The sequence below is a fragment of the Micromonospora krabiensis genome (genome assembly GCF_900091425.1).
In the GTDB taxonomy this organism is placed as follows: Bacteria; Actinomycetota; Actinomycetes; order Mycobacteriales; family Micromonosporaceae; genus Micromonospora; species Micromonospora krabiensis.
Map to the genome: position 1 here is coordinate 1,807,425 of NZ_LT598496.1, position 22,748 is coordinate 1,830,172.

Below are 22,748 nucleotides of genomic sequence, written 5' to 3' on the forward strand. Positions count from 1 at the left end.
CGGCCCGGCACGTAGGCTGACGGACGTGAAGGACTACAGGGACGCCACGGTGCACCGGGGGCGGACGGCCGGGCCCCGCCCCGACGGTGTCCGCCACGAGCAGGGCGAGGTGACGGCGTGACCGAGTTCGACGGGCTGCCGGTGCTGCGGTCTCCGGTGGCCATCGCCGCGTTCGAGGGTTGGAACGACGCCGCGGACGCCTCCACCGCCGCGGTGGAGCATCTGGAGCAGGTCTGGAACGCCCGACAGGTCGCCGAGCTCGACCCGGAGGACTTCTACGACTTCCAGGTGAGCCGACCGACGATCACGATGGCCGAGGGCGAGACCCGCCGGGTCGAGTGGCCGACCACCCGGTTCATGGTCGCGAGCCCCGAGGGCACCGAACGCGACGTGGTGCTGATCCGCGGCATCGAGCCGAGCATGCGCTGGCGCACGTTCTGCGAGCAGGTGCTGGAGATCTGCCACAGCCTGGAGGTGGAGCGGGTGGTGCTGCTCGGCGCGCTGCTGGCCGACGTGCCCTACACCCGCCCGTTGCCGATCAGCGGCAGCGCCTCCGACGCGAAGGCCGCCGAACGCTACCAGCTGACCCCCACCCGTTACGACGGCCCGACCGGCATCGTCGGCGTGCTGCACGACGCGTGCGCCCGCGCCGAGGTGGATGCGGTGTCGTTCTGGGTCCACGTGCCGCACTACGCGAACAACCCGCCGTGCCCGAAGGCGACGCTGGCCCTGCTGCACCGGGTCGAGGAGGTGCTCGACCTGCCGGTGCCGATGGCCGACCTCGCCGAGGAGGCCGCCGAGTGGGAGCAGCGGGTGCGCAACGCCGCCGAGCAGGACGCGGAGCTCGGCGAGTACGTGCGCGAGTTGGAGGAACGGGTCGGCGACGCGGGCATCACCCCGCTGACCGGCGACGAGATCGCCCAGGAGTTCGAGAAGTACCTGCGCCGCCGTGGCGGGTCGGCCGGCCCGACCGCCGGCTCCTGGTAGCGCGCTCCCCCTGTCACAGCCGGGCCCCGGGACGGATCTCCGTCCCGGGGCCCGTTGTCTGCGTGTCGGGGTGGCGCAGGACACACCCTCTACGCCATCCTAGGAACCTAGATGTGATCAAGGAGGCGGGTGTGCAGATCAATCCGGGTGCCGCCGAGTTCCCGCACCGGCAGATCGCCGCGCAACTCAAGGCGCAGGTGCGGCGCGGCGACTGGGGGCCGGGCGAGCGGCTGCCGTCCATCCCGGCCATCGCCGAGATGTTCGGCGTCGCGAAGCAGACCGTGCAACGCGCCGTCGACCAGCTGCGGGTCGAGGGCGTCCTCATCACCAAACCCGGCTCCGGCACGTACGTCCGAGGCACCCGGCGCCGACTCAACCGCCTCGCCCGCGGGCGGTACGGCGGTTTCCGCGGCTACCACACCGACCTCGCCGCCCGGTACCGGCAGCAACTCGTCTCCGTCGGCCGCGCCCCCGCCCCGCCGGAGGTGGCCGACGCGTTCGGCGTGCCCGACGGCACCGACCTGCTGTGCCGGCGCCACCTCGTACGCACCGAGGACTCCCCGGTCGAGGTGGGCGCCTCCTGGTTCCTGCCCGCCGACACGGCGGGCACGTCGCTGGAGCGGGCCGAGGCGTTCGGCCGGCCGCTCTACCAGGAGGCCGAGGAGGCGACCGGCCGGCGGTACGTCTCGGCGACCGACACGATCAGCGCCCGCCAGCCCAGCCGGGAGGAGGCGGAGACCCTGCAGATCCGCCCGGACACGCCGGTGCTGCACCTGCTGCACGTCGCGTACGACGGGTCGCGTAAGCCGATCGAGGTCGCCCAGGCCACCTGGCCCGGCCCCATGACGACCCTGACCGAGGAGTACCAGATCCCCGCCCCAACCCCGGAACCCGACCCCGACCCCGGCCTGGTCCTAGGCTGACCACCCTCGTCGCCCCCCCGGTGCTCTACCGCCCCGCGATCTTGCACTTTCGGCCCCGGCACATCGGACATTCCGAGCACCCGAGGGGCACAAACTGCAAGATCGCGGGGAGGGAGGGGCGGGGAGGGGGAGGGCGGGGGCGGGGTTAGAGGCGGACGCCTAGGAGGGCGTCTGCGGTGTCGGTGAAGAGGGCGGGGGCGGCGGGGTCGTCACCACCGTCGGCGAGGGTCCGGGCGGCCCAGTCGTCGAGGATCGCCAGCGCGCCCGGGGTGTCGAGGTCGTCGGCGAGTCGTGCGCGTACGCCGGCCAGCAGCTCCATCCCCGACGGCCCGGCGGGGGCGGCGGCGGCCTGCCGCCAGCGGTCCAGCCGCTTCTGCGCCTCGGTGAGCAGCTCGTCGGTCCAGGAGCGGTCGCTGCGGTAGTGCCCGGCCAGCAGGGCGAGCCGGATCGCCATCGGGTCGACCTTGTCGGCGCGCAGCCGGGACACGAAGACGAGGTTGCCCCGGGACTTGGACATCTTCTCGCCGTCCAGGCCGATCATGCCGGCGTGCACGTAGTGCCGCGCGAACGGCGCCTCACCGGTCAGCCGCTCGGCGTGGGCCGCGGAGTCCTCGTGGTGGGGGAAGATCAGGTCGTTGCCGCCGCCCTGCACGTCGATGGTGTCGCCGAGCAGGTTGAGCGCGATGACCGCGCACTCGATGTGCCAGCCGGGCCGGCCGGTCCCCAGGTCCCCGCCGGGCCAGGACGGCTCACCCTCGCGGGCGCCCCGCCACAGCAGCGGGTCGAGCGGGTCGCGCTTGCCCGCGCGGTCCGGGTCGCCACCGCGCTCCGGGAAGATCTTCAGCATCTCCTCGCGGCTGAGGTTGGACTCGTAGCCGAACCGGGGCGCGGTGGAGACGTCGAAGTAGACGTCGCCGGTGCCGTCGTCGAGTTGGTAGGCGGAGCCGTCCTTGAGCAGCTGCTGGACCTTGTCGGCGATGTCCGGGATCGACTCGACCGCGCCCACGTAGTGCTCCGGCGGGATGATCCGCAGCGCCTCCATGTCCTCGCGGAACAGCGCCGTCTCCCGCATCGCGAGGACCACCCAGTCCTCGCCGTCGCGCGCCGCGCGCTCCAGCAGCGGGTCGTCGATGTCGGTGACGTTCTGCACGTAGTGGACCGGCCGCCCGGCGTCCCGCCACATCCGCTGCACGAGGTCAAACGTGATCATGGTGGCGGCGTGACCGAGGTGGGTCGCGTCGTACGGGGTGATGCCGCAGACGTACATCTTCGCCGCGTCCGCCGGATCGCTCGGGTGGACACCCTGTCGCGCCGAGTCGTACAACGCCAGCGGGCCGCCCCTGCCGGGCAGCCGTGGCACCTCGTGTCCCGCCCACGCTTCCATGACCGCCAGCCTAACGAGCCGTACGACGGCAGGAGGCCGGCCCCACGGGTGATCAACATGACAGCCGGGGCCACGCGGGCCGGCGGTCAGGTCACATCGGCGGCCAGGGCACCGCCGGCCACTCCTCCGGCGGCAGCGGGAAGCGGCCGGTCTCCCGCAGCCGGTCGACCCGGGCGGCCAACTCGGCGATCTCACTGATCGTGAGGTGGTCGGCCAGCTCCGCGCCCAGCGGGCCGGCGACCTGCCCGGCGAGCCCGTCGAGCATCTCCACGGCGTCCGGCGGCAACTGGCGGCCGGCCCAGCCCCACAGCACCGTCCGGAGCTTCTCCTCCACGTGGAAGGTGACGCCGTGGTCGACGCCGTAGATCCGGTCGTCCGGGCCGACGAGCACGTGCCCGCCCTTGCGGTCCGCGTTGTTGATCACCGCGTCGAGCACCGCGAGCCGGGCCAGGCGGGGGTCGTCGGCGTGCGCCAGCGCGTACGCGGTGCCGTCGTCGTCCCGGGCCGCCGCGATCGGGAACCAGCGGGGCGGCAGCGCGTCGGCCGGGACGAACCCGACGAGCGGCTCGCCGTCGTCGGGCTCGTCGATCCACAGCTGGCAGGAGCCCGGCCCGAGAGGGCCGTCGCGCAGCACGGTCGGCGGCACCAGGTCCCAGCCGGTCGCCGCCGAGACCAGGTAGGCCGACACCTCCCGCCCGGCCAGCGTGCCGTCCGGGAAGTCCCACAGCGGCCGCTCGCCGCGCACCGGCTTGTAGACGCAGCGGGCGGTCATCCCGTCCAGCGTCAGCACCCCGCGCAGCGTGGTGTTGGACGCGTCGACCAGCCGGCCCTCCAGCTCCAGCTCACCGTCGCGGAGCAACCGGAGCGCGGCGCTGCCGTCCTGGCGGGGCTGGATGCCGGACGACGTCACCGGTGGTAACCGTTGTGCCGCGGGCAGAGGTGCCCGGCGGGGTCGAGCGGTTGGCCACAGAGCGGGCAGGGCGGACGGCCGGCGTTGACCACCCGGCGGGCCCGCTCGATGAACTCGCGGGTCGCCTGCGGGGTCAGGCGGACGCGCAGCCGGTCGAGGTCCTCGTCCGGCTCGTCGTCCTCGTCCTCATCCTCGTCGTCCAGCTCGACCTCGGCCTCGACCTCCCCGGCGGCGATCGCCTCGATCACCACGGTGGCGGAGTCGACGTCGAACGCGAGCCCGAGGGTGCCGACCCGGAACTCCTCGTCAACCGGTGTGTCCAGCGGCTCGTTGTCGCCCGCCGCGACCGGCGCCTCGGGCAACTCCACCCCGAACCGGCGCTGCGCCTCGGTGAGCAGCTCCTCGAGCTTCTCGGCGAGCAACGAGACCTGGACCTTCTCCAGCGCGACGCTGACCAGCCGGCCACCGCCGCGCGCCTGGAGGAAGAACGTGCGCTCCCCCGGCGGCCCGACGGTCCCGGCGACGAACCGCTCCGGCGGCTCGAAGGCGTGCACCTGGTGGGTCATACCCACGACCCTATCCGGCCCGCCGAGGCGCCGCGCACCCCACCGACCCGAATCGCCGCCCGGGCGGCGGCCCCGGTGTAGCGGGGCTCACGACACCGCAGGTGAGGGCGGTTCGCCGGGCCCGCGGCGGCGTCAGGCGGTGGCCCCGGCGCCGCCGCCCACGGCGGCGTCCGAGTCGGCCGGCCGGGCCGGCCGCCGACGCCGCTTGCGCGCCGGCGGAACCAGGCCCGCCAGGTCTCCGCCGGTGTCGTTCAACCGGACCAGGAACGGGCGCAGCGGCGTGTAGCGGATCGCGGTCACCGACGCCGGGTCCGCGACGATCCGCTGGAAAAGATCAAGGTGTACGCCGAGCGCGTCCGCCACGATGGCCTTGATCACATCGCCGTGGCTGCACGCCAGCCAGATCGCCTCCGGGCCGTGCTCGGCGGTGATCCGGGCGTCCCAGGAGCGGACGGCCGCGACCGCCCGCGCGGCCATCGCCGCCATCGACTCGCCGTCCGGGAAGACGGCCGCGCTCGGGTGCTGCTGGACCACCGGCCAGAGCGGCTCCTTGGCGAGCTTCTTCAGCGGCTGACCCTCCCAGCTGCCGTAGCCGCACTCGATCAGCCCCTCCTCGACCACCGGCTCGGCCTCGGGCAGCGCCAGTTCCAGGGTCTGCCGACAACGGATCAGAGGGCTTGTGACGACCGCCGCCAGCGGCAGCGCCCGCAGCCGTACGCCCACCGCGGCGGCCTGCGCCCGACCGGTCTCGTCCAGCTCGACCGGCTGCCGGCCGGCGAGCCCGCCGTCGGCGTTCGCGGTCGTCCGGCCGTGTCGCAGAAGCAGAAGGGTCGCCACAGTCCCCACCCTAGGGCCTCGCCGGCCGGCGTGACCGGCCCCGCCCGTCGGGCGCGCCATCGACCCGGTCGGGTGCGCCGGCCGCTGGGTCGGGCAGCCCACCGCGAGCCGTGGCCCTGATCGCCACGGCCGGCCGTTGCCCTGCGCCCGCGGTTCCGGTCCGTTGACGGTGCCCTTCCCCGGGCCTGGTGGCTGCGGGCGGCGGTTGCGTAGAGCGACGCGCGGCCGCGAGGCACCCGTCCGTGCTCCGGGCCGCCGTCGAGTGGAACCTCTCGATCCCGCATGGCTGCGTACGTGCCCGGAAGCCTGTCCTGCCCCGCAGGGCGATGTGTGGGCTCGGCTTGTCGAGCCGCATCGCGTCGTATGGGTGTCCGAGCCTGTCAAGCTGCCCCAGACCTGGGACGACGACGCGGTTCCGAGGTGCCGTGCGTGGAATGTCGGTCTCGGTGTTCACGGACGCTCCGAGACCCGCGCCCCTCAAGGCGTCGATCTTGACGCTCGATTGACCGCCGTCTGACCCGGTGAGCCTCCAACGCGTTCCGGGCTCCGATGATCGACTTTGTTCCGCGAGTTCGCCGAGCGACGGGCGACGGGCGACGGGCGACGGGCGACGGGCGTCGGGCGTCGGGCGTCGGGCGTCGGGCGTCGGGCGACCATGATCAACTCCGTTTCGGTGATGTCGCGGTATCTGATGGCGCCGGACACCGCGACATCACTGATGTCGAGTGGATCACGGTGGGATGGCACTTGCCCGACGGCCGACATGGCGCCCGACGGGGCGTTAGGTCCGGTTTATCCCGACCAGGCACCCAGCGCCGAGTGATCGCCGGGCCCGCCCACGGATCTTGGTGAGTTGTGGCCCCTCTGGGGGCCTCAATCGCCCAAGATCCGTGCGCGCCGCCGGTTCCGGCGGTGCCTGGTGGAGGGTTTGTCTGATTCGGGGTAGGCGCGGTGTCCGGGTTTGGGGGTTGGGGTCCTGTGGTCGGGGCCACTCGGTCGGCGGAATGGTGGCCTGGTCGGGGGCGTTGAATACCGCCTGACGGCCGAGGTAGGAGCCCGGCCTGCTGGCTCGTTCGGGTTGGCGGGTGTGGGTGAGGGCCCGGAATGACGGCCCGGCCCCGGTCGTTGAACATGAACCCCGGCGATCGGCTGGCCCCGGAATGATGGCGGGCCGGCGGTCGTTGGAGATGGACCCGGCGCGGTGAGCCCCCCGGCTCGACCCGGTCGCCGGAACCCCCGAAGACTTTCCCCCTTTTTTTTGCAGGGCGCCGGTTCCTCGGTGCCGCCCCGATACCGACCCACCCCCAGGGCTGGTGTGGGGCTCCACCCCCGAACATTGGAGCTTCTGACATGAACACGATCATGCGTAAGAGCGTTCTTGGTATCGCTGGTCTGGCTTTCGCCGGTGGCATCGCCGGTGGCCCGATCGCCGCCCACGCCGCCACCCCCGCGGTGGACGCCAAGCCCGTCGCCGTCGTGCAGACCGACAAGGTCGATAAGGGCAAGCTGATTCCGCACGGCACCCAGGGTGCGCAGTCGCGCATCGACCTGAACGACGAGCAGACCGCGAACGTGAAGGCGATCATCGCCGCGACGAAGAAGTCGGGTATGGACGAGCGGGCGGCGGTCATCTCGATCGCGACGAGCCTGCAGGAGTCGAAGCTGGAGAACCTGGGCCACCTGGGTGACCGCAACGACCACGACTCGCTGGGCCTGTTCCAGCAGCGCCCGTCCTCGGGTTGGGGTACGCCGGAGCAGATCACTGATCCGATCTACTCGACCCAGGCGTTCCTGAAGGGCCTCAAGCAGGTCGACGGCTGGCAGGACATGCCGCTGACCGAAGCCGCGCAGACGGTGCAGGTGTCGGCCTACCCGGACGCCTACGCCCAGTGGGAGCAGCAGGCCGCCGACCTCGTCGCCCAGCACTGGAACAGCTGACCACCACCACGAACGGCACAGCACGAACAGAAGCCGCTGGCCGGCACCCCGAACCCGGGGTGCCGGCCAGCGGCATGTTCGGCGACGGTCAGGTGGCGCTGATCGTGCCGGTCATGAGCAGGGCCAGGACCAGCGTGCCCAGCGCGACCCGGTAGAGCACGAAGACGTACAGGGTGTGGTGCGCGACGTAGCGCAGCAGCCAGGCGATGGCCGCGTACCCGACGCCGAAGGCGATGATCGTGGCCACGACCAGCATGGTGACGGTCGGGGCCGCCGTGCCGGGCGCCGCGGGCTCGAAGACATCGCCGAGGCTGAACACGCCGGACAGCACCACCGCCGGGATGGCCAGCAGGAACGAGTACCGCGCGGCCGTCTCGCGGGTGAGGTTCAGCAGCAGGCCGGCGGTGAGCGTCCCACCGGAGCGGGACACGCCGGGAATCAGCGCCATGGCCTGGGCGAAGCCCATGACGACGCCGTCGCGCATCCGGAAGTTCTCCAGGGTGCGGGTCTGCCGGCCCCAGTACTCGGCGAAGGCGAGCACGAACGCGAACACGATCAGCGTCGTGGCCACCAGCCAGAGGTTGCGGCCGGCGGTGCGGATCTGGTCCTTGAACAGGAAACCGAAGATGCCGATGGGGATGGTGCCGACGATGACGTACCAGCCCATTCGGTAGTCCAGGCTGCTGCGCACCGAGCGGTCCCACAGGCCCACCACCCAGATACGGGTGATCCGCCAGATGTCCTTCGCGAAGTAGATGAGCACCGCCGCCTCGGTGCCCAGCTGGGTCACCGCGGTGAACGACGCACCCGCGTCACGGCCGAAGAAGATCGCCGAGGTGATGCGCAGGTGCCCCGACGAGCTGATCGGCAGGAATTCCGTAAGCCCCTGCACCAGGCCCAGGACGATGGCCTCGATCCAGGTCACTCGCCCACTCCGGAGAGCTCGAGGGCCTCGGCGACGGTACGCAGGGTCTGCACACCACTGTCCCGGTCCGCCACGAACAGGGTCACCGACAGGGTGGTGACGCCCGCGGCGGCGTACTCCCGCATCCGCTCGGCGATGCGCTCCTTCGGGCCGAGCAGCGAGGTGCGGTCGATGAACTCCATCGGCACCGCCGCGGCCGCGTCGCGCTGCCGCTTGGCCAGGTAGAGGTCCTGCACCTCGCGGGCCGCGTCACCGTAGCCCATCCGGGTCGCGAGCTGGTTGTAGAAGTTCTGCTGGCGGCTGCCCATCCCGCCGACGTAGAGCGCGGCGTACCAGCGAACCAGCTCGGCGCAGGAGGCGACGTCGTCGCCCACCACCACCGGCACCGACGGCACCACGTCGAAACCGGCCAGCTCCTTGCCGGCCCGGGCGCGCCCGGCGCGCACCGAGTCGAGCTGCTCCTGGGCGAACTCCGGGGCGTAGAAGACGGCGAGCCAGCCGTCGGCGATCTCACCGGCCAGTTCGAGGTTCTTCGGGCCGACGGCGGCCAGGTAGATCGGGATGTGCTCGCGCGGAGGGTGGAAACCGAGCCGCAGGGCCTTGCCCGGCCCGTCGGGCAGCGGCAGGGTGTAGAACTCGCCGTCGTACGCGACCTCCTTGCGGGCGATCGCCAGCTTCACGATGTCCACGAACTCCCGCGTACGCGCCAGGGGCTTGCCGAAGCGCACGCCGTGCCACCCCTCCGAGACCTGGGGGCCGGACACCCCGAGGCCGAGCCGAAACCGGCCGCCGGAGAGCGCGTCGATGGTCGCCGCCGTCATCGCGGTCATCGCCGGGGTGCGGCCGGGGATCTGCATCACCGCGCTGCCCACGTCGATCCGCTCGGTCTGGCCCGCTATCCAGGCGAGCATGCTGGGCGAGTCGGAGCCGTACGCCTCCGCCGCCCACACCACCGAGTAGCCGAGCCGATCCGCTTCCTGAGCCAGCGCCAGATGATCGGCGGGTGTACTCCACGCCGTCTGGTAGCCGAGGCTGAGCCCGAGTCGCACTGGTCCTCCCCCATCCGCACCACAGGTCGCATCAGGTTACGCAATGGCGGCTGTGGACTCGATCACCGGCTCACCGTCGGCGCCGGGCGGGCCGGGCCGCGCGGAGAACCGGCAGAAGTCCAGACATGACGGGAGCGAGGATATCGGTTGCGGCGGGTTCGAAATAAGGTTCACCCATGCAACAGCGACCGCTCGGCCGAAGCGGGCTGGCGGTTTCGCGGCTCGCGCTCGGCACCATGACCTGGGGACGGGACACCGACGCCGACGATGCGGCCGCCCAGCTGAAGAGTTACCTCGACGCGGGCGGCAACCTGATCGACACGGCCGACGTCTACGGCGACGGTGACGCCGAGTCGGTGATCGGGTCGCTGCTCGGCACCCTCGTGCCCCGTGACGAGCTGCTGATCGCCACGAAGGCGGGGCTCCGGCCGGGCAACGGGCGGCGCCGCGACAACTCCCGGGGCCACCTGCTGCGTACGTTGGACGCCTCGCTACGCCGGCTCGGCACCGACCACGTCGACCTGTTCCAGGTGCACGGGTACGACCCGGACACGCCGCTGGAGGAGACCCTCGCCGCGCTCGACCACGCGGTGGCCAGCGGTCGGGTCCGCTACGTGGGTGTGTCGAACTTCTCCGGCTGGCAGACCGCGCGCGCCGCCGCCTGGCAGACCGCCTGGCCGGGGCGTGCGCCGGTGGTGGCCGCCCAGGTGGAGTACTCGCTGCTGGAGCGGGGCGTGGAGCGGGAGGTGCTGCCCGCCTGCGACGCGCTCGGCCTGGGCGTGCTGCCCTGGTCGCCGCTCGGGCGCGGGGTACTCACCGGCAAGTACCGGCACGGCCGGCCCGCGGACTCGCGGGCCGCGTCGCCGCACTTCGAGCGCTTCGTCGCCACGTACCTGGAGCCCCGCTGCTCCAGCATCGTCGAGGCGGTGGCCACGGCCGCCGGCGGGCTCGGCGTCTCCCCGCTGGAGGTGGCGCTGGCGTGGATCCGCGACCGGCCCGGCGTGACCGCCCCGATCCTGGGCGCCCGCACGGTCGGTCAGCTGCTGGGCGCGTTGCAGGTGGAGCGGATGACCCTGCCGGAGGAGATCATCACCGCGTTGGACGACGTGTCGGCGGTGCCGGTCGGCTACCCCGAGCGCGACAGCTGACCCGACGGCGGCCGGGCCGACGGGTCAGACCGTCGGCCGGCGCCCCGGGATCTCCCGGATCGCGGCGAGGAGACGGTAGTGGTCGTCGCGGATCGTCGGGTGCACCACCCGGATCCACGACCCGTCGTCGAAGACGATGGTGGACGGGAACTGCACCAGCCGGGCGTTGCCGTGCTCGGAGTCGATGCGGACCACCCGGGTGCGCTCCACGCTCCACAGGATCCGCGGCTGCCGCCGGTCGGGCTTGTCCGGCGGCGGGCGCAGCCCCATCCGCAGCAGGTAGAGGTGGGTGTCCGTCACCGCGAGCGGCGTGCCGGTGTAGCGCTCCAGGAACAGCAGGAGGCTGCCGGCGAGGCTGGCGAGGTCGCCGCTGAAGACGTACCGACGCCGGTAGGCGATCTCGGCGAGCTGGTCGGCCAGCGGCCGGTAGAGGCTGAGCCGGAACAGGGCCCGGAACGCCTCCTGCTCCGCGGTCAGCGGGATCGGCTCCCGCTGGGCCGGCAGGTGCGGCGGGCCCGACCGCGGCGCCGGTTCGTCGGCTGCGCCGGCGGCCACGGCTGCCGCCTTGCCGGGCAGCAGCAGCACCCCCGCGGCCATCCGCACCGGTGTCATCACCGCCTCGACCCAGGCCACCGGGTTGACGATGTTGAGCAGACCGAACAGCATCCGTGGGTCGAGCGAGTCGGCCAGCTCCCCGGCCACCTGGTCGGCGAGCTGGCTGCCCGCCCGGTGCGTCTCCGGCGTGCGGATCGGGATGACGCCCGCGTAGCGCAGCTCCTGCCCGGGCACCAGCGGCGCGACGAGCGCGCGCTCGGGCTCGTCGGTGCCGCGCAACTCCTCGCGCAGTTCACGGGCCTTGTCGCGCGCGGCGCGCGCGCCACCGACCACGGCGTCGGCGAACCGGCCCAGCCGGCTCCGCTCCCCAGACATCAGGCGTTACCCCCTCGACCGGTCAACGACCCGCGGGCTGCTCGGAGGGCGGCTGCCCGAAGACATTCTGGTCGACCCAGTCGGCGCCGTCCTGCACCGCCTGGCCGACCTGGTCGCTGACCAGGTCGGCGCCCGGCACGGACAGGCCGCTGACGAGGGCCACCGAGCCCCAGGTGACGCCGTGGACGACCGAGTTCGGCACGTTCCACGGCAGGTTGGTCGCCCAGTCCCGGGCGATGACCCGGGCGCCGTCGGTGACCCCGTGCGCGCGCAGGGCGGCGGCCCGGTCGAGGGTGCTCATGTCGAACGGCGAGCCGGACTTGCCCAGCTTGAAGGTGCCCTTGGCCGGGTCGGTGACCTTGTGGTACCACTTGTCGGCCTTGCCGGCGGCGCGCCGCTTGTCGACGGACTTCATGCCCCGGCGCAGCGCCCGCTGCTTGTCGACCAGCTTGTCGAGGTGGCTGCGCAGACGGTGCAGGTGGTGGAGCACCTTCTGCAGCAGCCGGATGACCTTCTGCAGGTGCATGGCGAGCGGCCGGATGAACTGGCCGAGCGCCCGCGTCACCGTGATCATGCCCCGGGTCACGGACATGGCCACGCCGGTCGCCCAGGACGCCCCCATCGTGAACGGCGCCATCAGCAGGGCGGTGACCAGCGTGACGAGCAGCCAGTTGACGAACTCGACGCACAGGTCGACGAGGACGTCGTGGGTGACCTGGAGGGCCTCGGCGACGTTGCGCAGGTACTCCGCCGTCGCGGCGAACTGGTCGGCGACCTCCAGCAGCTGCTGCTCGACCTCGTCGAGCCGCCGCCCGTACGCCTCGCCGGCCGGCGACCGCCACCCCACCTGGGCGGCCTCGCGGGTGCCGCGGTGGGTCTGCGCCAGGTCGCGCACCTGCGCGGCCAGCGCGTCCCACTCGGCGGCCTTGGCCTGCAGCGCGGCCGGCTCCCCGTCGACCATGTCGACCAGCTGGATCAGCGGCCAGGCGAGGGTGCGGCAGACGCTGTCGACCGCGGCCTCCACGCCGGAGAGCGCGTTGTCGAGGCCGTTCCAGAGTTGGACGGCGCTGCCGGCCGGCCCGCTCACCGGGGCATCCCCGACTGGATCGCCTTGAAGCCGGCGTCGATGTCCTGCTCGTTGCGCTCGTACGCCTCGACGGTGTCGGACAGCGCCGAGGCGACCCGCCCGAACGCGGCCTGCGCGGCGCGGAACAGGTCCGTCCCGCCGGTGACCTGCTCGGCGTACTTGGCGCGGAGCATGTCGCTGGCGAACGGCAGGTGACCGAAGGCGTCCGACGGCACGTCACCGGCCGAGGCGAGCTGCGCCTCCAGCGCGGCGAGCGTGCTGGTCACCTGCTTCGCGGCGGTCTCCAGCCGGCGGACCGCCTGCACGTCGACCTCGATGTCCGATGCCATGCCGTTCCTCCCCCGTGTGTCCGGCGCTCCGACGATACGATTCCCCGGCCACCGGGCACCACCCCGGTCCACCGTCCACGGGGGAGGGACCTCATGACTGATCCGATGTCCGCGTTCGACGCGCTCGCCGGGCGGATCGCCGACATCGAGCGCCGGTTCGCGGGCCTGCGCGACGACCTGACCGAGCTGTCCGCCACGGCGTCCGACGAGAGCGGGCTGGTGTCCGCGACGGTCGACGCCACCGGCGCCCTCACCGGCGTCACCTTCGCGCCGGCCGCGCTGCGCGCCGGCACCGAGGCGCTGGCGGAGCTGGTGCTGGAGGCGTACGGGCGGGCCCGGGCGAGCGCGACCGAACAGGTCGAGGAGCGCACCGAGGGGTTGGACGCCACCCTCGGGGCCGGGCTGGGCGAGCTGTTCGGCAAGCCCGGCGACTTCTCGGCCCTGGGCCGCCTGGAGGAGACCATCGGCCGGCTGGGGCGCCTCGACGGCCGCCTGCCGGGCTCGCCGGCATGACACCGACCTGGCCGGAGATCGTCACGCGGCTGCGGGACACCCTCGCCCGCTGTGACCGGGACACCGACCTGGAGCTGTCCAGCGGGGCGCGGGGGATGCGGCTGCTGGTGCGCCGCGACGTCATCCGGGTGACCTGCCCCGGCTACGACGAGGCACGCCTGGCCGCGCTCGGCTGGCACCGCCCGGCCGGCGGGACGCGGTGGTGGTACGAGACGCCGCGCGCCCCGGAACGGCTGGAACCGCTGAGCGTCCTCGTCGCCCGTACGGCCGCCGAGGTGCTGACCGACGATCCCGGCACGCTCTCCTGCCGGCCGGTGCCGCCGGCCGACCCGGCGACCGGCACGCCTGGGACCCGCGCCGGCTCGGCCGAGCCGGCGCCCGGGGGCGACACGGACGCCGCGGGATCGGTCGACCCGGCGGTGGCGGCGCTGCTCGCCGCCGCCGCCGACCGGCGGGACCTGCCCGGCTACCTCGGGGTGCTGGCCGGGGCCACGGTGTGCGTCCCGCTGGCGGGCGAGCCGACGCCGGGCGCCGACTTCCCCTGGACGGTCGCCGGCGACGCGACCGGCGGGCACCTGCTGCCGGTTTTCACGTCGCCGGCCGCGCTCACCGCCTTCGCCGGGGACGGGGTGCCGTTCGTCGCGCTGCCCTGCGCCGAGCTGTTCGAGGACTGGCCCGACCCGTCCTGGGGGCTGGCGGTGGACCCGGGCACCCCGCGCGCGGTCGCCCTGTCCGCACCGGCCCTGGCGGCCCTGATCGTGGCCAACGCCCCGACCGGCTGACGGGCCGCCGCACACCGCCGGCGAGCGGGCGGCACGTGGGCGGACGCGGCACGGAATCGACCGGCGGGCCCCAGGGTGGCACGAACCACCGCGACGGCGGCGTCGGTCACCCCGGCGGGGGTGGCAAACGGCCGCCGGGCTGGGCAGCATAGGGCCCATGGACTACGAATACGCGCCGCTGCGGTTGCCGCCGAACGTCGACCGGTTGACCGCCGCGGCGCAGCTGGCGATCCAGGCGGAGTTCTCCGGATGGGAGTTGGCCCGGGTGCGGCTGTTCCGGGACGGGACGCGGCAGGTGATGCTGCGCCGTCGGCGGGTCAACCAGCCGCAGCCGGGCCTGTCGTACTGAACGGCCCGTCCGGCGGACGCCGAGGGCCGGACCCCGGGGCCGGGCCGCGTCGGCCGGGCCCCGGGGCGTCGCGCCCTAGTGGGCGTGGTCGTGCTCCTCGTCGAGGTCGAGGAACGGGTGCTCGTCGAGGCGGCCGATGAGCCGGTCGTCGGCGGCGGGCTGGAACGGCCCCGCCGGGTCGTCGTCGTCGAACGACTCCAGATCGACGGGCGTGCCGACCTCGCTGACCATGACCACGCCGTCGAGCGGCTCCAGCTCGGGGACGTCGAGCGCGCTGAGCGAGCCGTCCCCGTTCTGCAGCAGCTCCAGCACGGCCTCGCCCACGCCCTCCACCGGCGCCGGCTCGTCGTCCTCCGGGGTGCCCTCGCGGCGGGCGACCTCGGCCACCCGAATCAGCGCCGCGACGCTGGGCACCCGGTAGTCCCGCCGCTGCCGCACTGAGATGACCCGCGGGTGCGGGTCGGTGGCCTCGACGCCCTCGCCGCCGCCGAAGCGCTCGTCGGCCTCGTCGGGGTCGATCGAGTCGACGTCCCACGGGGTGACCTCGCCGAAGGCGTCGAGGAGTTGCTCGTCGTACGCGTAGGACGCGTTGTTCAACGCGACGTACGCCTGCCAGACGTCGTCGTCGTCGATGCGGCCCTGCGCGGCGCGTACGGCGGCGAGGTGCCGGCGGGCCGCGTCGATCACCCGCTCGAGGGCGGCGTCCAGCTCACCGTGCTGGTCGGTCATGGGAGGGTGTCCCTTCACGATGGGGAGGTTCCGCGCCGGGTGCGGCTAACGGACACGGGCTAGCAGGTGCGGAGGAACCGGTCCAGAACCCGCACGCCGAACTGTAGCCCGTCGACCGGAACGCGCTCGTCGATGCCGTGGAACAACGCGGAGAAGTTCAGGTCGGCCGGCAGCCGCAACGGGGCGAAACCAAAGCAGCGTACGCCCATCTGGGAGAAGGCCTTCGCGTCGGTGCCGCCGGAGAGCATGTACGGCACCGGGCGCGCCCCCGGGTCCTCGGCGCGCAGGGCGGCCGACATCGCGTCGACCAGGTCGCCGTCGAAGGTGGTCTCCAGCGCCGGCTGCCGCTGGATGTACTCGATCGCGATGTCCGGGCCGACCAGCTCGCGCAGCTGCTGTTCGAGCAGCTCCGACTGGCCGGGCAGGCTGCGGCAGTCGATGGTGGCGGTGGCCCGGCCGGGGATGACGTTGTCCTTGTAGCCGGCGGCCAGGCGCGTGGGGTTGGCGGTGTTGCGGATCGTCGCGCCGATGAGGTTGGCGATCGGGCCGAGCTTGGCGATCGCGGTCTCCGGGTCGTCCGGGTCGAGCGCGACGCCGAGCAGGTCGGAGACCTCCTCCAGGAAGGCCCGCACGGTCGGGGTCACCACCACCGGGAACCGGTGCCGGCCGATCCGGGCGACCGCCTCGGCGAGCGCGGTGACGGCGTTGTCGTCGTGCACCATCGAGCCGTGCCCGGGGCGGCCCTTGGCGTGCAGGCGCAGCCAGTCCAGGCCCTTCTCGGCCGTCTCGATCAGATAGAGGCGCTGCGAGTCGTTGATGGAGTAGGAGAAGCCGCCGACCTCCCCGATCGCCTCCGTGCAGCCGTCGAAGAGGTCCCGGTGCCGCTGCACCAGGAAGTGGGCGCCGTAGTCGCTGCCCGCCTCCTCGTCGGCGGTGTAGGCCAGCACGATGTCGCGGGCGGGACGGACGCCGGTGCGCTGCCAGTGCCGCACCACGGCGAGCACCATCGCGTCGAAGTCCTTCATGTCGATGGCGCCGCGACCCCACAGGTAACCGTCGCGGAGCTCACCGGAGAACGGGTGCACCGACCACTCGTCGGCGTCGGCGGGGACGACGTCGAGGTGGCCGTGCACCAGCAGGGCCCCCCGGCTCGGGTCGGTGCCGGCGATCCGGGCGATCACGTTGGCCCGGCCCGGCGCGGACTCGTGGATCTCGGCCGCGATGCCGACCTCGGCCAGCTTCTCCGCCACGTACTCGGCCGCGCGGCGCTCCCCCACGCTGGTGTCGTTGTCGCCGGTGTTGGTCGTGTCGATCCGGAGCAGGTCGCGGCAGAGGTCGACGACCTCGTCGGTGGGATCGGGTCGGGCGGAGGCGGCGTCGCTCGTCATCGCTTCTTCATACCAGCACCGCCCGCGCCCGCCGGCCCCGACCGCCCGGCCCGCGTCGGTGCGGCGTCGCCGGGGCGTGCGCGCGTCCCGACCAGCGGACGGTTTCGCGGCGCGCCCGTCCGGGTACCGCCGCCCGCGACCGAACGTCCCCGCACCGCCCCCGCGCGAGGAGGGCAACCATGACCGTCCCCCTGCCGCCGCTGCCGCCGGTCCCCGACGAGGGTTACCGGCCCGGCGGACGCAACGTCGCCGACATCGTCGACCAGGAGCACCGGCAGCTGCTGGAGCTGGTCGCGCAGCTCACCGGCCCGGACGCGATCCCCGCCGAGGGCCTGCCGGTGCTGACCGCCGCGCTGTCGCGGCACCTGTCCGGCGAGGAGCAGTACGTGCTGCCGGCCGTCCGCTCGGCGCTGCCCGACCGGGCCGAGCGGGTGGAGCGGGAGATCGACGCCGACGCCGCCCTGCTCACCGCGTTGCAGGCGCTGACCGAGGACGGGCTGGCGGAGGTGGCGGAACGGGTCCGCCGCCACGTCGACGCAGTGGGCGCGCTGGTCCGGGAGCTGCGCGCGGTGGCCACCGAGGAGGAGCTGATCCGCCTCGGTAACCGGCTGGAGATCGCCGAGGAGGCGGCCCCGACGCGTCCGCACCCGGGCACCCCGGCCACCCCGCCCTGGAACCGGGTGGTGGAGCCGGTCGTGGGTGTCGTCGACAAGGTCCGGGACGCGGTGACCGGTCGTCCGACGTACCTCGCGGACCTGCCGGAGCCCCCGCGCGGCTGACGGCCCCGACGGCGGGTTCCGGTCCGTGCAGGTCGCGGGCGCCGGTCATCCATCATCACCGATCCATCCGGGCCCTTCCGCAGGTCCGGCTGTGGTCCTACCGTCACCGTATGAATCTGGAGCTGCGACACCTGCGGGTGGTTTGCGCGATCGCCGAGACCGGCAGCGTCACCAAGGCGGCCTCCACCCTCGGCCTGGCCCAGCCGGCGCTCACCGCCCAGCTCCAGCGGATCGAACGGACGCTCGGTGGCCCGCTCTTCGAGCGGGACCGCCGTGGCGCTCGGCCGACCGCGCTCGGTGAGCTGGTGCTCGCTCGGGCCCGGGTGCTGCTGCCGGCGATGAAGGGGCTGCAGGACGAGGCGGCCCGGCTGGCCGGCGCCGCCGACGCGCCGCGCCGGTACCGCTTCGGCGGGGTCAACAGCCCGATCCTCGGCCGGCTCGTGCACCGGCTCTCCGCCGAGCAGCCGCAGGCGCAGATCACCACGTACGCCTCGTGGTCGGTGGACGAGCTGGCGCAGCTCGTCGTGGGCGGACGGCTGGACTTCGTGCTGACCGGGGTCTGCGGCGACTCGAGCCCGTCGGCGGCGTTCGGGCTGAGCTGGCGGGAGGTCGCCGTCGACCCGGTGCTCGTGCTGCTGCCGGAGACGCACCCGCTGGCCGGTCAGGAGGAGGTACGCCTCGTCGACCTGCGGCACGAGCAGTGGGTGGCCGCCCCGGGCGACGGGTGCTTCGGCGACTGCTTCGCCGCCGCCTGCGCCCGCGCCGGTTTCACCCCTCGCAAGGTGTACGAGGCCGACATCCGCGCCTGCATGGACCTGGTGGACGCGGGCGCGGCGGTCGCGTTGTGCCAGGCCACGTTCCGTCCGGTGGCCGGCCTGGTCACCCGGCGGCTGTCCGGCGTGCCGCTGCGCTGGCGGCTGATGTTCGGCTGGCACCCCGACTCCCCCGCCGCCCGGGTCGCCGAGCTGGTGCTGGAGACGGCGAAGGCGGCGTACACCGATTCGTTGGCCGCGCACCCCGACTACCTCGCCTGGTTGACCCGCAATCCCGCGTTCGGGGTGCGGCGGCCGACGGCGACCGGCGCGGTCGGCGGCACCGGCGGGGTGCGAACCGCGTGACGCCGGGTATCACCGCCCCATGACCGACCCGAACAGCGCCTCCGACGACCGCCAGCTGCTGCGCCGGGCCGCCGCGGCCCACTCCGCCGCCGCCCAGGACGTGGAGGCGTTCCTCCGCCGGCTCCCCGACGTGCCCGGGCCCGCCGAGATCACCGAGTACGCGAACCTGCTCACCCGGGAGGAGCAGATGCGCAACGACCGGGCGACGGCCGCCGACGCCGCCGGCCTGACCATCGGCAGCCTGGAGTCCAACCAGGGCCAGTAACCCCCTCCCGCACCTGCCCGCCGCCCGCGCCGGACCCGGTGGGCCGGCGGCGGGCGACGTGGGTGGGCAGTCGGGGTCAGCGTTCGATCAGGATGTCGTGGCCCAGGTCGAGCAGGGAGTGGCGCCACTCGTCGTCGGCGTTGCCGCGCGGCGGCCGGGCGTCCACCAGGGACTGGATGCGGTCGACCGCCTCCCGCATCACGTCGATGTCCTCCGGCGTGAGGTCCACCTTGCGCTTCGTCAGCACCTGGAGGATCTGCCGGCCCGGCTCGGGCAGGCCGAGGTCCGGGTCCGCGCCGAACGCCTCCTCGCCGGAGCCCCGCGTCAGCAGCCACTGCCGCAGCTGCGCGGACGGTACGTTGACCTGGGCGTGGAAGTCCTCCCAGAGCACCTCCACCTCGGGATCGAGTCGCTGCTCGCGTGCCATCAGCCCTCCTCTCCGGGTGGCGGCCCGGAATCCTCCGGGTCCCCCTCGTGCTTCTTGCGTGGACCGTCCGCCGGCATCCGTACGCGAGACGGGTTGGCCGTCGGTCGGGCGTGGATCGGTTCGACGTGCTCGCCCTGCTGCGACTCCTCCGGCTCCCGGTGCTCCCGCTCCTGCGCCCCGCTCATCGCGGGTGCGTCGTCGTGGCGGCGCTGTAGCCGCGCTCACCGGCGCCCACGTCGATGGTCAGCTCCCCGTCCCGGGCGTCCACGGTGACCCGCTGCCCGGGCGAGACCTGCGACTCCAACAGCATCCGGGACAGCCGGTTGTCGACCTCGCGTTGGATGACGCGACGCAGCGGGCGGGCCCCGAACTCCGGCTGGTAGCCGTGCTCGGCGAGCCAGTCGATGCCGGCGGTCGTGAAGGTCACCTCGATGTCCTGGGCGTGCAGCCGTCGCCGCGTGTCCTCCAGCAGCAGTTCGGTGATCTGGCGCAGCTGCGCCGCCTCCAGCCGACGGAAGATGATCACCTCGTCGATGCGGTTGAGGAACTCGGGACGGAAGTTCTCCTGGAGCCGGCGCATGAGTCGTTCTCGCAGCTCGTCGCTCTCCTGCGCGCTGCCCGGCTCGCCGGCGCCGAAGCCGACGGAGCGCTGCGCGCCGGTGATCAGCTCGGAACCGAGGTTGCTCGTCATGATCAGTACGGTGTTCTTGAAGTTCACCGTCCGGCCCTGGCTGTCGGTGAGCCGCCCGTCGTCGAGCACCTGGAGCAGGATGTTGAACACGTCCGGGTGGGCCTTCTCGATCTCGTCCAGCAGCACCACCGCGTACGGGCGGCGGCGGACGGCCTCCGTCAGCTGTCCCGCCTCCTCGTAACCGACGTACCCGGGCGGCGCACCGACGAGGCGGCTGACCGTGTGCCGCTCCTGGAACTCGCTCATGTCCACCCGGACCATGCGGTCCGACTCGCCGAACAGCGCCTCGGCGAGGGCCCTCGCCAGCTCGGTCTTGCCGACCCCGGTGGGGCCGAGGAACAGGAAACTGCCCATCGGCCGGTTGGGGTCGGCGAGGCCGGTGCGGGAGCGGCGTACCGCCTCGGCGACCGCGGAGACCGCGTCGTCCTGACCGACCACCCGCTCGTGCAGGTGTCCCTCCAGCCGCAGCAGGCGGTCCCGCTCCTCCTCGGTGAGCTGGGCGACCGGGATGCCGGTGGCGCGGGAGACCACCTCGGCGATCTCCTGCGGCCCGACCTCGGGCACCTGCGAGCCGGTGCCGTCCTCCCCGTGCGCCCGGCGGATCTGCTGCTCCAGTTCGCTGATCCGGTCACGCAGGTCGGACGCCCGCTCGTACTTCTCGTCGGCGACGGCCTGCTCCTTGTCGCGGCGGACCTCGTCGAGCTGCCGCTCCAGGTCGCGTACGTCGGCGTCGGGGGTGCGGGTCCGCAGCCGCACCCGGGCGCCGGCCTGGTCGATCAGATCGATGGCCTTGTCCGGCAGGTACCGGTCGGTGATGTACCGGTCGGACAGCTCGGCCGCGGCGACCAGCGCCTCGTCGGTGAACCGCACCTGGTGGTGCGCCTCGTACCGGTCGCGCAGGCCGCGCAGGATGGCGATGGTGTCGTCCACGCCGGGCTCCGGGACCAGCACCGGCTGGAAGCGGCGGGCCAGCGCCGCGTCCTTCTCGATGCTCTTGCGGTACTCGTCCAGCGTGGTCGCGCCGATGACCCGCAGTTCGCCGCGGGCCAGCGCGGGCTTGAGCATGTTGGACGCGTCCATGCCGCCCTCGCTGCCGGCCCCACCGGCGCCGACGAGGGTGTGGATCTCGTCCAGGAAGATGATCAGCTCGTCGCGGTGCGCCCGGATCTCGTCGATGACCTTCTTCAGCCGTTCCTCGAAGTCGCCCCGGTAGCGGGTGCCGGCGACCAGGCCGGCCAGGTCGAGCTGGACCACCCGTTTGCCGAGCAGGGTCTGCGGCACGTCACCGTCGCAGATCCGCTCCGCCAGCCCCTCCACGATCGCGGTCTTGCCGACACCGGCCTCGCCGATGAGTACTGGGTTGTTCTTCGTCCGCCGGGAGAGGATCTCCACCGCCTGCTCGATCTCATCGGCCCGCCCGATGACCGGGTCGATCTGGTCGTTGCGGGCGAGGTCGGTGAGGTCCTGGCCGTACTGGTCGAGGGTCGGCGTGCCCCGGTCGGGCCGGGGGCCGCTCATCGGGCCCCGCTCGGCGTTGGCGGCCTGCAACGACTCCGGTTGGATGCGGCCCGCCGCGAGCATCCGACCGGCCGGCGACTCCGGGTTCAGCGGCAGCGCCATCAGGATGTGCTCGGGTCCGATGTAGTTCGCGCCCATCGCCCGGGAGAGCTGGTGGGCGTCGAGCAGGGCCCGCTTCGCCGCCGGGGTGAGCGACAGGTTCGGCGGCACCTCACCCCGTGGCGCGCCGTCGCCCTTGCCGCCCAGCGCGTTGAGCAGGGTGTCCGGGTCGGCCCCGGCACGCCGGACCAGGTCACGCAGCGGCTCGCGCTGCAGCGCCGCCCAGAGCAGGTGGTCGGTGTCCAGGTCGTTGCTCTGCTTCTGGGCCGCGCGTCGGGCCGCGTCGGCGAGCATCTCGCGCGCGTCGGCGGTCATCAGCCGGGTGATGTCGACCCGGTGCGCCGGCCGGCGCCCGCCCTCACCCCGGCCGAAGTACCGGGCCAGGAACTCGTCCCAGGGGTCGGTGCCGAAGTCGCCGGGTCCCATCATGCTGTCCTCCGCTGTCGGCGGCACGGTCGGCAGGGGCTACCCGGCGGTCGGCCCGACAAACGCCACCGGCCGCACGGCGGTGGGGATCCGACACACCGGGCGACCCGCCCGGAAGACCCCGCCAGCCACCTTTTCGCCCGCCGCGATGGCAGGCTGGAGGCCATGGACGTGCCGCCGCTGCTCATCGTGGACGCCGCCAACGTCGTCGGGTCGCGCCCGGACGGCTGGTGGCGGGACCGCCCCGGTGCCACCGCCCGCCTGCGCGACGCGATCGCCGGTGTGGCCGAGTCCGGGCTGCCGGAACTGCCGCCCCCGGTCGAGGTGGTGCTGGTGGTGGAGGGGGTCGCGCGGGACGTACCGGCCGGTCCCGGCGTCGCGGTGGTCGCCGCGCGCGGATCGGGCGACGACGCCATCGTCGACCTGGTCGCGGCCGCGCCGGACCGCCGGCGCCTGGTCGTCACGGCCGACCGTGAGCTGCGGGAACGCGTCACCGCGCAGGGCGCCGAGGTGTACGGGCCGCGCTGGCTGCGCGACGGCGCACGGGACCGCGAGCGGGCCGTACGGGAGTGAGGCAAATTGGCCGCCGGTCCCGCCAATCGGACTCGCGCCGCTTCGTGGTGACAAGCGGTCACCGGGGCAGGAACACTG

Annotated in this window: 25 protein-coding genes; 11 read left to right on the plus strand and 14 right to left on the minus strand. The window is 73.4% G+C overall.

From position 1 onward, the window contains the following. Window positions 1-117 precede the first annotated feature (117 nt). Together GA0070620_RS08040 and GA0070620_RS08045 are read left to right on the plus strand one after the other, a co-directional pair. Window positions 118-987 carry a PAC2 family protein gene (locus GA0070620_RS08040; RefSeq protein WP_091589266.1) on the plus strand — a complete coding sequence of 290 codons (870 nt, stop codon included), beginning with the start codon at window positions 118-120 and terminating at the stop codon, window positions 985-987. 131 nt (window positions 988-1,118) lie between these two features. Then, window positions 1,119-1,910, plus strand: coding sequence for a GntR family transcriptional regulator (locus tag GA0070620_RS08045; protein WP_091598328.1), 792 nt, complete (start codon window positions 1,119-1,121; stop codon window positions 1,908-1,910). Between the two features lie 145 nt (window positions 1,911-2,055). Here the strand turns inward: GA0070620_RS08045 and mshC are convergent, their stop codons facing one another. The 4 genes from mshC to GA0070620_RS08065 form a co-directional block, all read right to left on the minus strand. Then, complete coding sequence (mshC, locus tag GA0070620_RS08050) at window positions 2,056-3,294, minus strand: cysteine--1-D-myo-inosityl 2-amino-2-deoxy-alpha-D-glucopyranoside ligase (protein WP_091589267.1); 1,239 nt, start codon at window positions 3,292-3,294, stop codon at window positions 2,056-2,058. Window positions 3,295-3,385: 91 nt separating this feature from the next. Further along, the gene (locus GA0070620_RS08055; RefSeq protein WP_091589268.1) at window positions 3,386-4,204 is read right to left on the minus strand and encodes an SCO1664 family protein; all 819 of its coding nucleotides are present in this window, start codon (window positions 4,202-4,204) and stop codon (window positions 3,386-3,388) included. Further along, complete coding sequence (locus GA0070620_RS08060; RefSeq protein ID WP_091589269.1) at window positions 4,201-4,770, minus strand: DUF3090 domain-containing protein; 570 nt, start codon at window positions 4,768-4,770, stop codon at window positions 4,201-4,203. Before GA0070620_RS08060 ends, GA0070620_RS08055 begins: the two co-directional genes overlap by 4 nt. A gap of 132 nt (window positions 4,771-4,902) precedes the next feature. Beyond that, window positions 4,903-5,616 (minus strand): histidine phosphatase family protein, encoded by a 714-nt coding sequence (locus tag GA0070620_RS08065; RefSeq protein ID WP_091589270.1) that lies wholly within the window; start codon window positions 5,614-5,616, stop codon window positions 4,903-4,905. Between the two features lie 1,341 nt (window positions 5,617-6,957). On the opposite strand from GA0070620_RS08065, the gene GA0070620_RS08075 reads away from it, so the two are divergent. Continuing rightward, window positions 6,958-7,545 carry a hypothetical protein gene (locus GA0070620_RS08075; RefSeq protein WP_091589272.1) on the plus strand — a complete coding sequence of 196 codons (588 nt, stop codon included), beginning with the start codon at window positions 6,958-6,960 and terminating at the stop codon, window positions 7,543-7,545. A gap of 88 nt (window positions 7,546-7,633) precedes the next feature. Here GA0070620_RS08075 and GA0070620_RS08080 read toward each other — a convergent pair whose 3' ends face one another. Together GA0070620_RS08080 and GA0070620_RS08085 are read right to left on the minus strand one after the other, a co-directional pair. Next, window positions 7,634-8,470, minus strand: a complete 837-nt coding sequence (locus GA0070620_RS08080) for an undecaprenyl-diphosphate phosphatase (protein ID WP_091589273.1) — start codon at window positions 8,468-8,470, stop codon at window positions 7,634-7,636. Further along, window positions 8,467-9,519: an LLM class F420-dependent oxidoreductase gene (locus GA0070620_RS08085; protein ID WP_091589274.1), complete on the minus strand. Its 1,053-nt coding sequence runs from the start codon at window positions 9,517-9,519 to the stop codon at window positions 8,467-8,469. The genes GA0070620_RS08080 and GA0070620_RS08085 overlap by 4 nt, the downstream gene beginning before the upstream one ends. 176 nt (window positions 9,520-9,695) lie before the next feature. Here GA0070620_RS08085 and GA0070620_RS08090 point away from each other — a divergent pair, with 176 nt between their 5' ends. Further along, a complete protein-coding gene (locus GA0070620_RS08090) occupies window positions 9,696-10,667 on the plus strand; it encodes an aldo/keto reductase (protein ID WP_091589275.1) in 972 nt (323 codons plus the stop codon). Window positions 10,668-10,691: 24 nt separating this feature from the next. On the opposite strand, the gene GA0070620_RS08095 is transcribed toward GA0070620_RS08090, so the two are convergent. Genes GA0070620_RS08095 through GA0070620_RS08105 form a run of 3 tightly spaced genes read right to left on the minus strand, consistent with a single transcriptional unit; the run spans window position 10,692 to window position 13,013 of the window. Continuing rightward, a complete protein-coding gene (locus GA0070620_RS08095; protein ID WP_091589276.1) occupies window positions 10,692-11,597 on the minus strand; it encodes a hypothetical protein in 906 nt (301 codons plus the stop codon). 22 nt (window positions 11,598-11,619) lie between these two features. Further along, window positions 11,620-12,684: a WXG100 family type VII secretion target gene (locus GA0070620_RS08100; RefSeq protein ID WP_091589277.1), complete on the minus strand. Its 1,065-nt coding sequence runs from the start codon at window positions 12,682-12,684 to the stop codon at window positions 11,620-11,622. Continuing rightward, window positions 12,681-13,013 carry a hypothetical protein gene (locus tag GA0070620_RS08105; RefSeq protein ID WP_091589278.1) on the minus strand — a complete coding sequence of 111 codons (333 nt, stop codon included), beginning with the start codon at window positions 13,011-13,013 and terminating at the stop codon, window positions 12,681-12,683. Before GA0070620_RS08105 ends, GA0070620_RS08100 begins: the two co-directional genes overlap by 4 nt. 93 nt (window positions 13,014-13,106) lie before the next feature. Here GA0070620_RS08105 and GA0070620_RS08110 point away from each other — a divergent pair, with 93 nt between their 5' ends. The 3 genes from GA0070620_RS08110 (at window position 13,107) to GA0070620_RS08120 (ending at window position 14,657) form a co-directional block, all read left to right on the plus strand. Then, window positions 13,107-13,526 carry a YbaB/EbfC family nucleoid-associated protein gene (locus GA0070620_RS08110; RefSeq protein ID WP_091589279.1) on the plus strand — a complete coding sequence of 140 codons (420 nt, stop codon included), beginning with the start codon at window positions 13,107-13,109 and terminating at the stop codon, window positions 13,524-13,526. Then, window positions 13,523-14,308, plus strand: a complete 786-nt coding sequence (locus tag GA0070620_RS08115; protein ID WP_091589280.1) for an SseB family protein — start codon at window positions 13,523-13,525, stop codon at window positions 14,306-14,308. The genes GA0070620_RS08110 and GA0070620_RS08115 overlap by 4 nt, the downstream gene beginning before the upstream one ends. A 157-nt stretch (window positions 14,309-14,465) precedes the next feature. After that, entirely contained in the window at window positions 14,466-14,657 is a 192-nt protein-coding gene (locus GA0070620_RS08120) for a DUF5703 family protein (protein WP_039906151.1), read from the plus strand. A 75-nt stretch (window positions 14,658-14,732) separates the two neighbouring features. Here the strand turns inward: GA0070620_RS08120 and GA0070620_RS08125 are convergent, their stop codons facing one another. Then, on the minus strand, window positions 14,733-15,386 hold the full coding sequence (locus tag GA0070620_RS08125) for a hypothetical protein (RefSeq protein ID WP_091589281.1): 654 nt from the start codon (window positions 15,384-15,386) through the stop codon (window positions 14,733-14,735). Window positions 15,387-15,445: 59 nt separating this feature from the next. Continuing rightward, window positions 15,446-16,774 (minus strand): M20/M25/M40 family metallo-hydrolase, encoded by a 1,329-nt coding sequence (locus tag GA0070620_RS08130; RefSeq protein ID WP_091589282.1) that lies wholly within the window; start codon window positions 16,772-16,774, stop codon window positions 15,446-15,448. Between the two features lie 179 nt (window positions 16,775-16,953). Between GA0070620_RS08130 and GA0070620_RS08135 the strand changes: the two genes are divergently transcribed. From GA0070620_RS08135 to GA0070620_RS08145, 3 genes are all read left to right on the plus strand, one after another. Continuing rightward, window positions 16,954-17,553: a hemerythrin domain-containing protein gene (locus GA0070620_RS08135; RefSeq protein WP_091589283.1), complete on the plus strand. Its 600-nt coding sequence runs from the start codon at window positions 16,954-16,956 to the stop codon at window positions 17,551-17,553. A gap of 110 nt (window positions 17,554-17,663) precedes the next feature. After that, window positions 17,664-18,671 carry a LysR family transcriptional regulator gene (locus tag GA0070620_RS08140; RefSeq protein WP_091589284.1) on the plus strand — a complete coding sequence of 336 codons (1,008 nt, stop codon included), beginning with the start codon at window positions 17,664-17,666 and terminating at the stop codon, window positions 18,669-18,671. 19 nt (window positions 18,672-18,690) lie between these two features. Next, complete coding sequence (locus GA0070620_RS08145) at window positions 18,691-18,936, plus strand: hypothetical protein (protein ID WP_091589285.1); 246 nt, start codon at window positions 18,691-18,693, stop codon at window positions 18,934-18,936. 76 nt (window positions 18,937-19,012) lie between these two features. On the opposite strand, the gene GA0070620_RS08150 is transcribed toward GA0070620_RS08145, so the two are convergent. Genes GA0070620_RS08150 through GA0070620_RS08160 form a run of 3 tightly spaced genes read right to left on the minus strand, consistent with a single transcriptional unit; the run spans window position 19,013 to window position 22,100 of the window. Then, entirely contained in the window at window positions 19,013-19,363 is a 351-nt protein-coding gene (locus tag GA0070620_RS08150; protein ID WP_091589286.1) for a DUF3140 domain-containing protein, read from the minus strand. Further along, window positions 19,363-19,548, minus strand: a complete 186-nt coding sequence (locus tag GA0070620_RS08155) for a hypothetical protein (RefSeq protein WP_091589287.1) — start codon at window positions 19,546-19,548, stop codon at window positions 19,363-19,365. Before GA0070620_RS08155 ends, GA0070620_RS08150 begins: the two co-directional genes overlap by 1 nt. Continuing rightward, window positions 19,545-22,100: an ATP-dependent Clp protease ATP-binding subunit gene (locus tag GA0070620_RS08160; protein WP_091589288.1), complete on the minus strand. Its 2,556-nt coding sequence runs from the start codon at window positions 22,098-22,100 to the stop codon at window positions 19,545-19,547. The genes GA0070620_RS08155 and GA0070620_RS08160 overlap by 4 nt, the downstream gene beginning before the upstream one ends. 162 nt (window positions 22,101-22,262) lie before the next feature. Here GA0070620_RS08160 and GA0070620_RS08165 point away from each other — a divergent pair, with 162 nt between their 5' ends. Next, window positions 22,263-22,670: a PIN domain-containing protein gene (locus GA0070620_RS08165; RefSeq protein WP_091589289.1), complete on the plus strand. Its 408-nt coding sequence runs from the start codon at window positions 22,263-22,265 to the stop codon at window positions 22,668-22,670. The last annotated feature ends 78 nt before the right edge of the window (window positions 22,671-22,748 follow it).

Coding starts and splice junctions, on each gene's coding strand:
- GA0070620_RS08135 (WP_091589283.1), top strand. CDS start 16,954: ATGACCGTCCCCCTGCCGCCGCTGCCGCCGGTCCCCGACGAGGGTTAC.
- GA0070620_RS08165 (WP_091589289.1), top strand. CDS start 22,263: ATGGACGTGCCGCCGCTGCTCATCGTGGACGCCGCCAACGTCGTCGGG.
- GA0070620_RS08145 (WP_091589285.1), top strand. CDS start 18,691: ATGACCGACCCGAACAGCGCCTCCGACGACCGCCAGCTGCTGCGCCGG.
- GA0070620_RS08110 (WP_091589279.1), top strand. CDS start 13,107: ATGACTGATCCGATGTCCGCGTTCGACGCGCTCGCCGGGCGGATCGCC.
- GA0070620_RS08060 (WP_091589269.1), bottom strand. CDS start 4,770: ATGACCCACCAGGTGCACGCCTTCGAGCCGCCGGAGCGGTTCGTCGCC.
- GA0070620_RS08120 (WP_039906151.1), top strand. CDS start 14,466: ATGGACTACGAATACGCGCCGCTGCGGTTGCCGCCGAACGTCGACCGG.
- GA0070620_RS08095 (WP_091589276.1), bottom strand. CDS start 11,597: ATGTCTGGGGAGCGGAGCCGGCTGGGCCGGTTCGCCGACGCCGTGGTC.
- GA0070620_RS08090 (WP_091589275.1), top strand. CDS start 9,696: ATGCAACAGCGACCGCTCGGCCGAAGCGGGCTGGCGGTTTCGCGGCTC.
- GA0070620_RS08150 (WP_091589286.1), bottom strand. CDS start 19,363: ATGGCACGCGAGCAGCGACTCGATCCCGAGGTGGAGGTGCTCTGGGAG.
- GA0070620_RS08155 (WP_091589287.1), bottom strand. CDS start 19,548: ATGAGCGGGGCGCAGGAGCGGGAGCACCGGGAGCCGGAGGAGTCGCAG.
- GA0070620_RS08125 (WP_091589281.1), bottom strand. CDS start 15,386: ATGACCGACCAGCACGGTGAGCTGGACGCCGCCCTCGAGCGGGTGATC.
- GA0070620_RS08105 (WP_091589278.1), bottom strand. CDS start 13,013: ATGGCATCGGACATCGAGGTCGACGTGCAGGCGGTCCGCCGGCTGGAG.
- GA0070620_RS08075 (WP_091589272.1), top strand. CDS start 6,958: ATGAACACGATCATGCGTAAGAGCGTTCTTGGTATCGCTGGTCTGGCT.
- GA0070620_RS08115 (WP_091589280.1), top strand. CDS start 13,523: ATGACACCGACCTGGCCGGAGATCGTCACGCGGCTGCGGGACACCCTC.
- GA0070620_RS08140 (WP_091589284.1), top strand. CDS start 17,664: ATGAATCTGGAGCTGCGACACCTGCGGGTGGTTTGCGCGATCGCCGAG.
- GA0070620_RS08160 (WP_091589288.1), bottom strand. CDS start 22,100: ATGATGGGACCCGGCGACTTCGGCACCGACCCCTGGGACGAGTTCCTG.
- GA0070620_RS08130 (WP_091589282.1), bottom strand. CDS start 16,774: ATGACGAGCGACGCCGCCTCCGCCCGACCCGATCCCACCGACGAGGTC.
- mshC (WP_091589267.1), bottom strand. CDS start 3,294: ATGGAAGCGTGGGCGGGACACGAGGTGCCACGGCTGCCCGGCAGGGGC.